Source organism: Vagococcus xieshaowenii, assembly GCF_004792515.1.
GTDB lineage: Bacteria > Bacillota > Bacilli > Lactobacillales > Vagococcaceae > Vagococcus_A > Vagococcus_A xieshaowenii.
Genome location: NZ_CP038865.1, coordinates 249514 through 265000, shown reverse-complemented (window position 1 = coordinate 265000; position 15487 = coordinate 249514). Strand labels below are relative to the sequence as shown.

Here is a 15487-nt window from a genome sequence, read left to right as displayed (position 1 = left end):
TCAGCGTCAGTTACAGACCAGAGAGTCGCCTTCGCCACTGGTGTTCCTCCATATATCTACGCATTTCACCGCTACACATGGAATTCCACTCTCCTCTTCTGCACTCAAGTTCCCCAGTTTCCAATGACCTTCCTCGGTTGAGCCGAGGGCTTTCACATCAGACTTAAAGAACCGCCTGCGCTCGCTTTACGCCCAATAAATCCGGACAACGCTTGCCACCTACGTATTACCGCGGCTGCTGGCACGTAGTTAGCCGTGGCTTTCTGGTTAGATACCGTCAAGGCGTGAACAGTTACTCTCACGCTTGTTCTTCTCTAACAACAGAGTTTTACGATCCGAAAACCTTCTTCACTCACGCGGCGTTGCTCGGTCAGACTTTCGTCCATTGCCGAAGATTCCCTACTGCTGCCTCCCGTAGGAGTCTGGGCCGTGTCTCAGTCCCAGTGTGGCCGATCACCCTCTCAGGTCGGCTATGCATCACGGTCTTGGTGAGCCATTACCTCACCAACTAACTAATGCAGCGCGGGTCTATCCATCAGCGACACCCGAAAGCGTCTTTCATCATTCGATCATGCGATCAAAAGAGATATGCGGTATTAGCACCTGTTTCCAAGTGTTATCCCCCACTGATGGGCAAGTTACCCACGTGTTACTCACCCGTCCGCCACTCTTTTTCTTTCGGTGGAGCAAGCTCCGGTGAAAGAAAAAGCGTTCGACTTGCATGTATTAGGCACGCCGCCAGCGTTCGTCCTGAGCCAGGATCAAACTCTCAATAAAAGTTTTGATAACACCCGAAGATGTCGCTCATTTATGTTTGCTAGCGAATTACTTCACTAAAATTTAAAAATTGTTGGTTTTGTTTTACACTTTGTAAAACACCCTACACATTTGGTTTGTCTTATTCATTGTTCAGTTTTCAAAGGTCTACTTTTTAAGTTATTGTCTTTTGTGACAACTTCTAAAGTTTATCATGTTTAGTTGACGTTGTCAACAACTTTTTTAAACTTTTTTATTTTGTTTTTTCAAGAACTTTCGTTCCTGACAACTTCTAAATATTATCATGAATAGTTGAATCGGTCAACTACTTTCAAGAAAAAATTTTCAGTTTTTTTAACAAATGATGTCTTTTTAAGAACTTTATTAGATTATCATCTCAACAACTAATCGTCAAGTGTTTTTTTATTAAAAAAGCTCTTTCCAATTAACTTGTTTTATAAGTCAATTGACTTATATCAATATAGCAAGTTATGTTGGAAAAAGCAATTATTTTTTAAATTAATTTCTCATTGTCGGAAACAATAGTACGTCACGAATTGATTGAGAGTTCGTTAATAACATAACTAAACGATCGATACCAATTCCTAATCCACCTGTTGGAGGCATACCGTATTCTAACGCTTCGATGAAATCTTCATCAATTTCATTTGCTTCGTCATTTCCTAGTTCTTTTTCTTTCATTTGTGCTTCAAAACGTTCACGTTGATCGATAGGATCGTTTAATTCTGTAAAAGCATTTCCGTATTCGTGGCTGCAAATAAAGAATTCAAAACGATCAGTAAAGCGACCATCTTCAGCATTTTTCTTAGCTAATGGCGAAATTGACACTGGGTGACCATATACAAATGTTGGTTGTATTAATGTTTCTTCAACGAACGTTTCGAAAAATTCATTTACTACGTGGCCAAAGTCCATATGATCTTCAATCGCGACATTATGTTCTTTTGCAATAGCACGTGCTTCTTCATCTGTCATTTCTTGCCAGAAGTCTACACCTGACGCTTCTTTAATCGCATCTACCATATGCACACGTTTCCAAGGTCCTTCTAAATTAATTGAATGCTCACCGTATTCAATTTGTAGTTTACCTAAAACAGTTTGTGCTACGTGTGTAATAATTCCTTCTGTTAAATCCATAATATCACGGTAATCAGCATATGCAGTGTATACCTCTAACATAGTGAATTCTGGATTATGTGTTGTATCAATTCCTTCGTTACGGAATACACGGCCAATTTCATAAACTTTCTCCATACCACCAACGATTAGACGTTTCAAATGTAATTCTAAGGCAATACGTAGATATAATTCCATGTCTAATGCATTATGATGCGTAATAAACGGACGAGCTGCTGCCCCGCCTGCTAAATTATGTAACGTTGGGGTTTCAACTTCTAGATAGCCGTGTTGGTTTAAATAGTTACGAATTTCTGACACGATTTTACTTCTTAGCATAAAGCGGTCAAAACTTTCACGGTTACTAATTAAATCTAAGTAACGTTGACGGTAACGTTGTTCTACGTTTGTTAGCCCATGATATTTATCTGGCAAGGGACGTAGTGCTTTACTTAAAAATGTAAATGATGAAGGTTTAATCGTTACTTCACCTGTATTTGTTTTCATCACTTGACCTGTTACACCAACAAAGTCTCCTAAATCAGCGTGATCAAACAACTCATATTCTTGTTCCGTCATGGCATCTTTACGTACATAAATTTGAATTTGTCCTTCACGGTCTTGTAAATGGGCAAACCCTACTTTACCTTTACCACGTTTAGTAACAATACGACCTGCAACTGTCGCTTCGTTTTTTTGCTCTTCTAATTCTTCTTTTGAAAAACCATCATACATAGTATGTAATTCTTGAGAATTATGCGTTCTATCAAAACGAGTGCCAAATGGATCTAGACCTGCGTCTGCGATTGCTTGCATTTTTTCTCTTCTTACTATAAGCTGATCATTCATTTCTTGATGTTCAGTCAATTGATATCTCTCCTGTCCTATATATTCAATTACTATAATGACACAAAACCACAAAAAAAGGCAAGGGAAAATTCCCCTTTGCCTCTACTAACTTCTTCTTAGTGCAATCTCTTCTGATTTTTCCATGAACTCTTCCAAAATAGATGACATCTCTTCTGGTGTTTCTGCGCGATTAATCGCTACTTTTGCTTTTGCTGAACGTGGCACACTCTTCAAATAATAAGCGGCATGTTGTCTAAACTCTAAAGTTGCTAATTTAGCACCTTTTAATTTTACTAAACGTTCCAAATGAAGCTTAGCTGTAGTAATCTTCTCACGTGGACCTGGTTCTTCTAACAATTCACCTGTACGTAAGTAATGCTCAGTTAAATAAATCATCCACGGATTTCCTAACGCTGCACGACCAATCATGACGCCATCACACCCTACTTCATCAAGCATGCGTTTAGCATCTTGAGGCGTACGCACATCGCCATTCCCCATAAAAGGAATCGTCAAGGCTTCATTTACTTGACGTAAAATATCCCAATTGGCTTTTCCTTCATACATTTGAACACGTGTGCGCCCATGCATTGCAATAGCACTAGCACCAGCTTTTTCAGCTGCTAACGCATTTTCTACCGCAAATAGATGATCTTCATCCCAACCGATACGCATTTTAACCGTCACAGGCTTATCAACCGCAGAAGAAACTGCCTCTACCATCTCATACACTTTGTTAGGATCCAATAACCAACGAGCACCAGCTTCGGCTTTTATGATTTTATTAACTGGACAACCCATATTAATATCAATAATATCTGCTTTCGTATTTTCCGCAACAAATTGCGCGGCTTCTACTAATGTTTCTTTTTGCCCACCAAAAATTTGGATGCTAATAGGGTGTTCTCCTTCTTCAATGTGCAACATATCTAAAGTTTTTTTGTTTTTAAAATGAATCCCTTTGTCACTGATCATTTCACATACTACCAGACCAGCACCAAATTCTTTAACCGTTAATCTAAATGCGCTATTACTAATTCCTGCCATCGGCGCAACTACGACACGGTTTGGAATTTCAACGTTACCTATTTTCCACAAAGTGGGATCCTCCTTTTATTACGCTTGAATCTCTGTGATAAGTTCATTCAAGTCATCTTCTGAAAAATGATATTTATTATTACAGAAGTGACACACTGTTTCAGCGCCATGATCTTCTTCAATCACTTCTTGCAATTCTTTTACACCTAATGTCATTAACATAGCACCAAAACGATCTTTTGAACATTGGCACTTAAATCCAACGTCCATTTTGTCTAATACATGAACGTTTTCTTCTCCTAATAAACGATTCAAAATTTCTTCTGGTTGTTCCCCTTGTTCAATCAAACGTGAAACAAATGGAATTTCTGATAAACGACGTTCAATTTCGCTTAATGTTTCTTCGGTTGCCCCTGGCATTACTTGAATCATAAAGCCTCCTGAAGCAATAATTGATTCATCCGGTGCTACTAAAACACTTAAACCAACAGCTGAAGGTACTTGTTCTGAGTTAGCTAAGTAATAAGTAAAATCTTCACCTAGTTCACCAGAGATTAGCGGAACTTGTCCAGAAAAAGGTTCTTTCATTCCTAAATCTTTAATGACTGTTAACGTTCCTTCTGTCCCTACAACACCACGTACATCAATTTTTCCTTTTTCATTCAATGGCAACGCAACGTGTGGGTTAGTAATATACCCTTTCACTTCACCCTTACCATTTGCATCAACCATAATTAAGCCACCAGGGCCATTACCTTCAATTTTTACAGTTAATTTATCTTCACCTTTTAATTGTGAACCTAATAATAATCCTGCTACTAAAGAACGACCCAAGGCAGCTGAAGAGCTATGCCAAGTATCATGGCGTCGTTGTGCTTCACTAACTGTTTCTGTTGCATTCACTGCGAATGCTCTAATTTGTCCGTCAAATGCTAATGCTTTAATTAAATAATCTTCCATGTTTTTCACCTTTTCTTTTCTAAACATTAAAAGTGGGTCGCCTAAGCAACCCACCTTATCATAACCTATTGTTGTTCATTTTCACTATCGTTTTGCTCAATTTGACGCTCTGAAGGAAACTCAGTTACTTCTGGTTTTGCTTCAGCGATAACCTCTTCAACAGTTTCTTCAGCATCAGTTGACACGTCCGTAGCTGTTTCTGGATGTTGCTCATCATATTCCGCTTGCTTCTCAGCTTCTTTCTTTTCTAAAGCTTGTTTAGCTTCTTCAAAAGAGGCAGCTGTTTCACTTGGAAATTCATCTGCTAAATCATTAGAAGGCATTTGGCCTGTTTCAAATAATGATTTAATTTGACGAGCATCTAATGTTTCATGTTCTAATAACATTTTAGCAATTAGTTCATGTTTATCACGATTTTCTTCGATAATTTCTTTTGCTTTATCATGTGCTTCATTTAAAATACGACGTACTTCTTCATCGATTTCATAAGCCACTTGATCTGAGTATGCTTTTGTTTGACCGTAGTCACGACCAACAAACACTTGATGATTTCCTTCATACTGAACAGTTCCTAGGCGGTCACTCATTCCGTATTCTGTTACCATGCTTCGTGCTAAACCAGTTGCTTGTTCAAAGTCATTGCTTGCACCTGTTGACTTAACACCGAAGAAGACTTCTTCAGCGACACGTCCACCAAGCAACCCAACGATTTGTTCAAACATTTCTTCTTTGGTCATTAAGAAACGATCTTCTTTAGGTAATGCGATCATATAACCACCAGCACGACCACGTGGAACGATTGTTACTTTATGAACCGTACGAGCATCTCCTAATACTAAACCACAAATTGTATGACCTGCTTCATGGTAAGCAACCAAGTCACGTTCTTTAGAACTAATCACACGGTCTTTCTTAGCTGGACCAGCAATTACACGATCTTGTGCTTCATCTACATCTGATGAATCAATTTTCTTCTTATCACGACGAGCGGCTACTAGGGCTGCTTCGTTTAACAAGTTTTCTAAATCCGCACCAGCAAAGCCTGGTGTTTGTTGTGCAATTACTTTTAAGTCAACATCTGCTGCTAACGGTTTGTTTTTTGCATGAACTTTAAGAATTGCTTCACGTCCTTTAACATCTGGACGACCTACTAAGATTTGACGGTCAAAACGACCTGGTCTTAATAACGCTGGATCCAAGACATCTGAACGGTTTGTTGCCGCAATAACGATAACACCTTCGTTACCATTAAACCCATCCATCTCAACTAACATTTGGTTAAGGGTTTGTTCACGTTCATCGTGTCCGCCACCCATACCAGCACCACGCTGACGACCAACTGCGTCAATCTCATCAATAAAGATAATAGATGGCGCATTTTTCTTAGCACTTTCAAACAAGTCACGTACACGACTTGCTCCAACCCCTACAAACATCTCAACGAAGTCTGAACCTGAGATTGAATAAAACGGCACGCCTGCTTCACCGGCTACTGCTTTAGCTAGTAATGTTTTACCAGTCCCTGGAGGTCCCTCTAATAAGACACCTGCTGGAATACGTGCACCTAATTCAACGAAGCGACGTGGATCTTTCAAGAATTCTACTACTTCCACAAGTTCTTGTTTTTCTTCCTCAGCTCCTGCTACATCAGAAAAACGAATTTTGTTAGCTGTTTTGTCTGCTTCTTTGGCTTTTGATTTACCAAAGTTCATAACGCCACGGCCTCCGCCACCTTGTTGCCCTTGTCCCATCATCATATAGAATAAGAATCCCATAAACAATAACGGTACAATTGATAATAGAATCGTTAAGAAGGCACCACTACTGCTTTCTTCATGAACTTCAACACTTGCGCCAACTTCTTCGGCTTTATCAATAACTTTTGCAATTGAGCTATCATTTGGTAACAAGGTTGTACTAAAACTATCTGTTTCAACCGATGTCCCTCCAAATACTTTAACCCCATTACTTTCAACTTTTTGTTTCTCTGTGTACGTACCATTAATAACATACGCACCATTACCAGGTTTTATATCAAAATCTTTAACCAAACCTTTTTCTAATTTTTGGCTAAATGTAGAATAAGGTATTTCTGTTCCTACACTGCGGTCTCCATTAAAAAACCAACTCATTAAAAGCGCTAGTGCGATTAAAAGCACTAAATAATAAGCTGTCCCTTTAGGCGCACCACTTTTCTTTTTGTTCATTCAAGCGCCTCCTCCTATTTTACCATTGATAGCTTTATTTTATCATAACTTCATTAAAAAGTTAGAATTATGACTCATAAATCTCTTCTTTTAAAACGCCAACATATGGCAAATGACGGTAATTTTCTTTGTAATCTAGTCCGTAACCAACGACAAATTCGTTTGGTACTAAGAAGCCAGCATAATCTGCGTCTAATTCAACAGCGCGACCTTCAGGCTTATCTAGAAGTGTCACAATTTTCACTGATTTGGCTTGACGATAAATAAATAGTTCTACTAAATATTTTAATGTACGTCCGCTATCGATAATGTCTTCGACGATTAACACGTCACGACCCATCACGTTAGTATTTAAATCTTTCACAATTTTTACTTCTCCTGAAGATACCATAGCATCCCCATAGCTTGAAACGTCCATGAAGTCCATTTCTAAAGGTACTTTGATTTCACGAACCAAATCAGCCATAAAAGGAACTGCGCCTTTTAAAATACCTACGACTAATGGCATCGTGTCTTTATATTCTTCTGTTAAAATTGACCCTAATTCTTGTGTTTTCTGTGCAATTTCCTCTTTACTTACTAGTACTTTTTTAATATCTTTTTCCAACTTGTGTTTCTCCTTCCGAATAACTACTCATTTTTTGAATAAGTTAGCTTGTAAAATATTTTATCAGTTTCAAGAGCAATACTCAAATAACTTTTTCTAAAACCGACAATCCAAATGACTTCTCCTTGATTATTAACGACCAACGGAATTTTCTTGCGTTCTTCTCGGGGAATCTTTTCATCGATAAAAAAACGAGAAACTTTCTTTGTATGACCTAATGCATCCAACTTCAAACGATCCCCCTCTTGAATGTAACGAATGCGTAATGGCAACCATGACGGACTTACTTGTAATTCAAATGGGTTATTTTTTTCAGAACTATCTTTTGTCAATACAAATTGCTCATCATTATCAACTTGGATTGTCTGACCCACATTAGAAAGTAGCCATTCCTTTTTATCAGGACTTTCTTGCTCTTTTTGCGAGAGTTTAAGAAACTGATAAGTTTTTTTGACGTACCAACCGTTTGATAAATGCCAAACTTGTTCACCTGCTACTTTTAGATCTTTCATCATCATCTGTAATTGTCGTTGTGAAAGCTGACCGCCTTTAGTGATTAACTCCTCTTGAAAATAATTGGTCAACACAAAGTATTGTTTTGCTTGCGATAATTCAGACCATTTCTCAACATCTAATAACACTATCCCGTCCGCTTCATTGACTAGACACGCTTCATAAACTGGTTGAATACTTTCATGAATCAGCTCATTCGCCAAATGAAGTTGATAAGAAAAATCCGACCATTTCTCTACATAATTGGGCGCTTCTTTAGCTATCTGAGGAACAATATGATGACGCAGACGATTTCTTAAATAATCATCCCCTTTATTACTTTCATCTTCCCAAAAACAAATCGACTGTTGATCTGCCCACTGTTGAATTGTTTCTTTATTAAACGACAGTAACGGACGCACTAATTTAATAGTGTCTCTATAACTTACAGGTCGAATGCCTACCATATTAGGTAAAGAACTTCCACGAATCATTTTGATTAATAATGTCTCCACTTGATCATCACCATGATGGGCAGTCAATAACGTCGTATAACCATAATTCCTAGCTGTTTCTAATAAAAACGTGTATCTAGCTTTTCTAGCGGACGCTTCTACCCCGTCTTCAATCACTTGATTATCCCATATTCCTCGGTGATAAGGTAAGTCATGTTGTTTACAGTAATAAGCGACTGCCTTAGCTTCATCAAAAGAGGACGCTCTTAATTGATGGTCAAAATGAGCCACGCCTATTTTACCAGGTGAAAGATTAGACGGGAGCCTCTCCATTAATCTCAATAGAACCATAGAATCTACCCCACCTGATACAGCAATTAAGACGTGATCTTCCTTTTGCCAATAGCGAGAGGCTTCGATTATTTTTCTAAACGCTCGTTCCATCTTCTCACCACCTTTAAAATGATAAAAGAGGTGTGACATTTAGTCGCACCTCTTTATTTTTACAGTTGATACTTTTATCTTACTTAGTTTATTCTAAGACACATCATTGTTAATCAACTACTAAGCGGTCTTATTATTAGCTACGGCGTCCGCCGCGTCCGCCACGTTTTCCTTCAGTATTACGTTTTAATGATAACAAACGATCTTCACTATCTTTCATGAAATCACTCATTAAATCATCAAAATTTTGTTTCTTCGCTACTGTTTGAACAGCTGGTTTACGATACTCTTTACGAGGAGCGCGTTCTTCTCTAGGTTTTCTCGGAGGTCTGCTAGCAGTTTCATTATTAGAACCTTCTGCTCCTTCTAATAAGCGACGGATAGATAAACCAATCTTTCCATCTGTGCCAACACTCATTACTTTAACATCTACAGCATCACCCACGGTTAATACTTCGTTGATATCTTTTACATAGTTGTTAGAAACTTCACTGATATGGACTAAACCTGTTTTTCCTTCTCCTAAATCAATAAATGCTCCAAAATTAGTAATCCCTGATACTTTCCCCGATACTTTTCCGCCTACTTCAATCGACATAAAACCATTGTTCCCCTTTCAAATCTTTACCTTTTATTGGTTATTTTTGTTATCTTCTTGTAATTTTTTTTCTAATTTAGGAATGTAATAAACCGTCTCATCATCAGTTGAAATCAATAATTTTTGACGTGCTAATTTCGCTAAATATTCTGGATCATTAAGCAATTCCACTTCTTGCGATAGCAAATCTTGCTTGTCGTTCAAATTTGATTGCTCTTTAAGAGAGCTGACATATTCTTTTTCAAGAACCGAAATTTGACTTAAGTTTCTGATAATAGTGGTACCTAAAAAACCTAACATTAACACCGAAGTAATACCTACGATGGCCATTCTGCGTCGTCTATAAATGATTTGCTTTTGTACGTCACTAAAGTCTCTTCGTTGCTCTTTCGTATAATGGGTTGCTAACTCGGTTACATTAGATTGTTGATGATTGTCTTCATCATAATGATAATTATTCAATTGTTCCATAGTAACCCCCATAGTTAATTTATTTTCTACTTTCCATTATAGCAACATGTTTAGTCATTGTCTAATCAAAATTAGTGTTTTCACGCGTATCAATTTCTTGAATAATTTCATACATTAAAGCAGCATCTTCTTTTTTTGTCGACTCGTGTAATGCGAGCACTTTAACTTCTAATGTTTTATTCCCAAAAACTATGGTTAATTTATCTCCTAACGCCACTTTACTGGATGATTTAGCTAATTTATCATTAATTGAAATGCGCCCTTTATCCGCGACTTCTTTAGCAACTGATCGCCTTTTAATCAAACGTGAAATTTTTAAAAATTTATCTAAACGCATATTGATCACCTCTTTATTTTTTTTATTACTTTGTCTACTGAAAATACTTCATATTCATCTTTTGTTATTAAGTGTGTTTTTATCATACCATAACAAAAAAGAAAGCCTCCAATAATTGCTGCTGTAACAGCAAAGAGTATGGCTGATACCCGCTCAGAAAATAAATCTGTCATACCTAATGAGTGAAACGCATAACGTAGCCCAACTACCGTAAGATACATCACCACTAATAATAGTACTAGATGCGTTAAATAATAGGGGATGGCTGATCCTGCTTCTTTTAAATACACCTTATAATACAAACAGCCTAAAATAACCATTAATCCAAACAATGTTGATAGACTTGCACCGATGCTTCCCCACCAATAAATCAACGGATAACTTAACAAACATTTAGTCGCTATTCCTATCACACTCACCTTTAATAATAATTTGTTTGCGTGATTAGTTTGAGCAATCACTTGCAACATTTGGATAACACTCATTAATGCAACAACCACAAGAAACACTCGAATGGCTGGCACTTCTTTATTATCACCAAACAATCCCACGTTTAACTCTGGCACCAGTGCCATCAATCCTACCGTTGCTGCTAACCCAACAATAGTTGCTAACTTCATTAATTGTTTAAATCTTGTTTGATACAATTCGCCTAATTCTTTTTTTAATTGCATTAAGTTGGGTAATTGACCAATTACAAGTGCCGTACTAATCACCATGCCTACTTGCGCTAGTGGCTGACCGCGATCAAACGCACCTTTAATAATTTTAGCTTCAAGTTCGGAAACACCGGAAGCTACTAACGCATTTTTCATCATAAAGGAGTCTACTAGTTGAAAAACAACCAATAACGCGGCGTATAAACAAATCATTCCTCCCTCTGATAGAAGTCTTTTCCAAAGTGCTCTGGTATTGTCGACTTTTTCTGTGACATGCTCAAAAGAAATCAATGCATTTTCTTTGCGCGTAACACGCGTAATATACATAACCGCACCTGCTGCACCGATAATCGCTCCTGTTGATGCAACAACACCTATTTGATAAACATTTTCTAACAAACCTTTTTGGAGCATAATGGCACTCGCGATAATGACCATTACTCGCAAGACTTGTTCGATTAGTTGAGAAATAGCCGTCCCTTCTAACATCAATTTACCTTGCATATAACCGCGATATAACGCTAGATTAGGCACCAACAAAAATAAGAATGCTGTCACACGAATTAACGATGATAACCGTGTATCCCCCATTAATTCAGCTAACGGTGTTGCAAATATCAAAAAGAAAAAGAAAAAAACAAGACAAATTAACCAAATCATTCGTCTAATACTATTAAGTTGACGAAGTGTTGACAAATTATCATCTGACTCTGCTACTAATTTAGAGATGAATAGTGGTAGCCCCTCAAGCGCCATAATACTGGCAATCCCATAAATTGGATACACTTGCTGAAAAACATAAAATCCTTCATCTCCAACGATATTTTGAAATGGCACGCGATAAGTCGCACTTAATATTTTAACTAAAAATGCACTGATAGATAAAATAACAGTCCCCTTCAAGAGCGTACTTTTTGATGTTGTCTTCATAAGTACCTCCTTAGGTTGAAATAGTTTTAGTCAAACGTTGTTTACGCAATGCTTCAACAAACTTAGCCAGTTCTTTTAACCAGATTTCTTCTATCATTTGATTAGGAATAGTCAAAGTTATCACCATGTGTTCACCATCTTGTCCCATATCTGATTTAAGCGTAGTCGCACTTAGGGCTTTAAATAAGTCTTCAACCATATACGTCTTCGAACCAACTTTGCTTAATCGAATGGTTAATCGCTGAGCAGTTTTACGAATAGAATCGATTAAAGCTCGGTCCCCGTCCATCTTAATTCGACCTACTGTTAATAAATAAACCACTTCATCTGGGAACTCGCCAAAACGATCAATCAAGTCGCCTTCTAGCTCCTCATACATTTCACGACTCTCTAATTGTCGAACCCGTTTATATATTTCTATTTTTTGACGTTCGTCGCTAATATACGTTTCTGGCAGATAAGCGTTAAGCTCTAAGTCAATTTCGACAGACGTACGATACTCGCTAGTATCTTTTCCTTGCTTACGTGCAACTGCTTCTTCAAGCATTTGTGAGTATAGATCAAAGCCGACTGTATCAATAAATCCGTGTTGTTGAGCACCTAACAAATTCCCTGCCCCACGAATCGACAAGTCACGCATCGCAATTTTAAAGCCTGAACCTAGTTCGGTAAAGTCTTTAATCGCTTGCAGACGTTTTTCTCCTACTTCGCTTAATATTTTTTGCGGAGCATGCATAAAGTAAGCATAAGCCACTCGATTACTACGACCGACACGACCACGTAATTGATACAACTGTGATAAGCCCATATGATCCGCATTTTCAACGAACAATGTATTAGCGTTAGGAATATCAATACCTGTTTCGATAATTGTCGTAGTGACTAACACATCATAAGCCCCTGCAATAAAGTCCATTAACACATTTTCTAACTGAACTTCAGTCATTTGACCATGGGCATGTGCCACACGTGCATCTGGAACTAGTGCTTGTAACTCTGCCACTTTTTGTTCAATCGTATCCACGCGATTATGTAAATAAAAGACTTGACCACCACGTGACATTTCACGCTCAATTCCATCACGAATCGCACCGAAATTTTCTTCCATGACATAAGTTTGAACGGGATAACGGTTTGATGGTGGTGTTTCAATAACCGATAAATCACGTACACCAAGCATCGACATATGTAACGTCCTTGGAATTGGTGTTGCAGTTAAAGTTAAGACATCGACTTGTTTACGCAACTGTTTCAAACGTTCTTTGTGTTTTACCCCAAAGCGTTGTTCTTCATCAATTACAAGTAAGCCTAAATCTTGGAACTCAATATCACTTGATAATACTCGGTGAGTACCTACTACAATATCTAATTGGCCTTTTTTCAATTGTTCAATCGTTTCTTCTTGTTGTTTTTTACTCCTAAAACGGCTAAGTAAACCTACACGAACTGGAAAATCTCTAAAACGATCCACCAACGTTTCATAATGCTGTTGTGCTAAAACTGTCGTAGGCACTAAAATCGCCACTTGTTTATCATCTCGAACTGCTTTAAAGGCAGCACGAATAGCGACTTCTGTTTTACCATAACCCACGTCACCCACTAATAAACGATCCATTGGTTTTTCTTTTTCCATGTCTTTTTTAATTTCTTGGATACTGCGTAATTGATCTTCTGTTTCAGAATACGGGAAGGCATCTTCAAATTCTTTTTGCAAGCTATCATCTGGCGAAAAGGCAAAACCTCTTTCTGCTTCACGAGCGGCGTAAAGTTTGATTAAGTCATCTGCTATATCTTCAACTTTTCCTGCTACTTTTCTTTTAGTCTTAGTCCACTCACTTCCACCTAACTTGTTAATTTTAGGTGTTTTAGATTCTGAAGCAACGTACTTTTGAATCAGTTCTAATTGTGTCACAGGGATAAATAATTTATCGTTATTCTGATACAAAATGGATATATAATCTTGATGAACACCTCCACTAACAAGTGTCTCCATCCCCACATACTTCCCAATTCCGTGGTTCACATGAACGACATAGTCGCCCACTTTTAATTCATTATAGCTACGTAAACGCTCTGCATTTGAAATGGTTTGACGACGTGCGCGCTTACGTTTAACTGTCTTAAGCAACTCTTTTTCCGTGACAACGACTAACTTTTCGTCAATCCATTCAAAACCATTTTGTAAAGAACCTAGACGAATTTGCGTTTGAGCTTCTATAATCTCACCAGTATGTTGCACAACCACTGGAATATCATAGTCTTCCATCATTTCTAATAGTTTTTGACTCTTTTCCTCATCAGAAGCCAAAATCAACACTGTTTCTTTTTTCTTGTGCCAGTTAGCAACTTCTTCTTTTAATAGTGGCATTTGGCCAAAGAATTGTTGCATCGCTCGACATTCAAAAGCAACCACTTCTTTAAAACTCATGCGTCCCATTCCTTTTTGGAAAAGAGAAAGAAATGATTGTGAAACTATTTCTTGTTTTACCAACTGACGGATGTCTTTACCAAAAGAAATATCCGTTAGCATACGGACTTCTTGTAGTTTCATCGCTTGCCACTCAGCTTCTTCAACTAACAATTCTTTTTCAACTTCTAAAATACGTGCATAATCATCGAAAATCAAACAATCGTTTGGATTCAAATAATCAAGCAACGTTAACTTTTCTTGATAGATAAGATCAAGCCACTGACGGATGGTCTCAGTTGGATACCCTTGCGCCCATTCCGTCGCCATTTCGTCAAAATAAGCCATAAACAGGCCCTTATCATCAGGGTTTGTCATGACGGTTGCTTGTTTTAATACTTTTTTACGAAGGCTTTCAGATGCGTGTGCTAATTCGTCGTTTGTTACTACTACATCAACTGCTGGCGTTAGAGTAAATGACGTTATATTTTCTAATGAGCGTTGTGTCTCAACATCAAACATGCGTAGCGAATCAATTTCCGTATCAAACAAATCAATACGATAAGGATTCGCATTAGTTAACGGGTAAATATCAATAATACTCCCACGGATACTAAACTCACCTGGCTTAGTAATCATGCCTTCACGACGATAACCCATTAATACAAGTTTCTCAATAAAGGTTGGAAGCTCAATATCCATGCCAACACTTATCGTTTGTTCATAAGATAACCAGGTTGTTTTAGCTGGTAAATAGCGACGAAAACCCGCTGTTGGGACTACTAAGATACCTGATTTTTCACTCGCTAAAAAAGAGAGTGCTTGAATCTTTTCAGCCATAACTTCTGGTGAAACAATACTCATTTCTGCCGATGTCACTTCATCAATTGGGAAACTAAATAATTGTTCATCAGGAAAGAGATGACGTAAGTCTTCCAGTACTAGCCCCATTTGATAAACATTGGGTACTACAATCACTGTCTTATTTTTCTTTTTTTCATACAGAGCAGCCATCGCCAAGGTTTTAGCCGAATTGGTTAAGCCTACTAGCAACTGATTGCCTGGTTCATTGGTTCGTTCAACCCATTGTCTTATCTTGGAAGAAGCCAATATTTTTTCTAATAATGCCATAATGCCACT

General features: G+C 37.8%; 11 protein-coding genes and 1 rRNA gene (1 of these 12 cut by a window edge). All 12 read right to left on the bottom strand.

The window, feature by feature from the left end:
- A 16S ribosomal RNA gene (locus E4Z98_RS01195) occupies nt 1-777 on the bottom strand (it extends 783 nt beyond the left edge of the window).
- Nucleotides 778-1275: 498 nt separating this feature from the next.
- Entirely contained in the window at nt 1276-2742 is a 1467-nt protein-coding gene (gene lysS, locus E4Z98_RS01190) for a lysine--tRNA ligase (protein WP_135254917.1), read from the bottom strand.
- Between the two features lie 105 nt (nt 2743-2847).
- The gene (gene dusB, locus E4Z98_RS01185; protein WP_241856737.1) at nt 2848-3789 is read right to left on the bottom strand and encodes a tRNA dihydrouridine synthase DusB; all 942 of its coding nucleotides are present in this window, start codon (nt 3787-3789) and stop codon (nt 2848-2850) included.
- A gap of 69 nt (nt 3790-3858) precedes the next feature.
- Complete coding sequence (hslO, locus tag E4Z98_RS01180; protein ID WP_135254914.1) at nt 3859-4740, bottom strand: Hsp33 family molecular chaperone HslO; 882 nt, start codon at nt 4738-4740, stop codon at nt 3859-3861.
- A gap of 65 nt (nt 4741-4805) precedes the next feature.
- Nucleotides 4806-6947, bottom strand: a complete 2142-nt coding sequence (ftsH, locus tag E4Z98_RS01175) for an ATP-dependent zinc metalloprotease FtsH (RefSeq protein ID WP_135254913.1) — start codon at nt 6945-6947, stop codon at nt 4806-4808.
- Nucleotides 6948-7014: 67 nt separating this feature from the next.
- Entirely contained in the window at nt 7015-7554 is a 540-nt protein-coding gene (hpt, locus tag E4Z98_RS01170) for a hypoxanthine phosphoribosyltransferase (protein WP_135254912.1), read from the bottom strand.
- A gap of 23 nt (nt 7555-7577) precedes the next feature.
- Nucleotides 7578-8984 carry a tRNA lysidine(34) synthetase TilS gene (gene tilS, locus E4Z98_RS01165; protein ID WP_135254911.1) on the bottom strand — a complete coding sequence of 469 codons (1407 nt, stop codon included), beginning with the start codon at nt 8982-8984 and terminating at the stop codon, nt 7578-7580.
- Nucleotides 8985-9081: 97 nt separating this feature from the next.
- Nucleotides 9082-9543, bottom strand: a complete 462-nt coding sequence (locus tag E4Z98_RS01160; RefSeq protein ID WP_135254910.1) for a S1 domain-containing RNA-binding protein — start codon at nt 9541-9543, stop codon at nt 9082-9084.
- Nucleotides 9544-9576: 33 nt separating this feature from the next.
- Nucleotides 9577-10014, bottom strand: coding sequence for an FtsB family cell division protein (locus E4Z98_RS01155; RefSeq protein WP_167790947.1), 438 nt, complete (start codon nt 10012-10014; stop codon nt 9577-9579).
- A gap of 61 nt (nt 10015-10075) precedes the next feature.
- A complete protein-coding gene (locus tag E4Z98_RS01150; protein ID WP_135254908.1) occupies nt 10076-10351 on the bottom strand; it encodes an RNA-binding S4 domain-containing protein in 276 nt (91 codons plus the stop codon).
- A gap of 5 nt (nt 10352-10356) precedes the next feature.
- Nucleotides 10357-11940 (bottom strand): polysaccharide biosynthesis protein, encoded by a 1584-nt coding sequence (locus E4Z98_RS01145; RefSeq protein ID WP_135254907.1) that lies wholly within the window; start codon nt 11938-11940, stop codon nt 10357-10359.
- Between the two features lie 10 nt (nt 11941-11950).
- Nucleotides 11951-15478, bottom strand: coding sequence for a transcription-repair coupling factor (gene mfd / locus E4Z98_RS01140; RefSeq protein WP_135254906.1), 3528 nt, complete (start codon nt 15476-15478; stop codon nt 11951-11953).
- Nucleotides 15479-15487: the final 9 nt, after the last annotated feature.

Bases quoted from the DNA above. Each gene is read 5' to 3' on its own strand.
- E4Z98_RS01160 (WP_135254910.1), bottom strand. From the start codon at position 9,543: ATGTCGATTGAAGTAGGCGGAAAAGTATCGGGGAAAGTATCAGGGATT.
- E4Z98_RS01155 (WP_167790947.1), bottom strand. From the start codon at position 10,014: ATGGAACAATTGAATAATTATCATTATGATGAAGACAATCATCAACAA.
- E4Z98_RS01145 (WP_135254907.1), bottom strand. From the start codon at position 11,940: ATGAAGACAACATCAAAAAGTACGCTCTTGAAGGGGACTGTTATTTTA.
- tilS (WP_135254911.1), bottom strand. From the start codon at position 8,984: ATGTCACACCTCTTTTATCATTTTAAAGGTGGTGAGAAGATGGAACGA.
- hslO (WP_135254914.1), bottom strand. From the start codon at position 4,740: ATGGAAGATTATTTAATTAAAGCATTAGCATTTGACGGACAAATTAGA.
- dusB (WP_241856737.1), bottom strand. From the start codon at position 3,789: ATGGCAGGAATTAGTAATAGCGCATTTAGATTAACGGTTAAAGAATTT.
- mfd (WP_135254906.1), bottom strand. From the start codon at position 15,478: ATGGCATTATTAGAAAAAATATTGGCTTCTTCCAAGATAAGACAATGG.
- lysS (WP_135254917.1), bottom strand. From the start codon at position 2,742: ATGAATGATCAGCTTATAGTAAGAAGAGAAAAAATGCAAGCAATCGCA.
- ftsH (WP_135254913.1), bottom strand. From the start codon at position 6,947: ATGAACAAAAAGAAAAGTGGTGCGCCTAAAGGGACAGCTTATTATTTA.
- E4Z98_RS01150 (WP_135254908.1), bottom strand. From the start codon at position 10,351: ATGCGTTTAGATAAATTTTTAAAAATTTCACGTTTGATTAAAAGGCGA.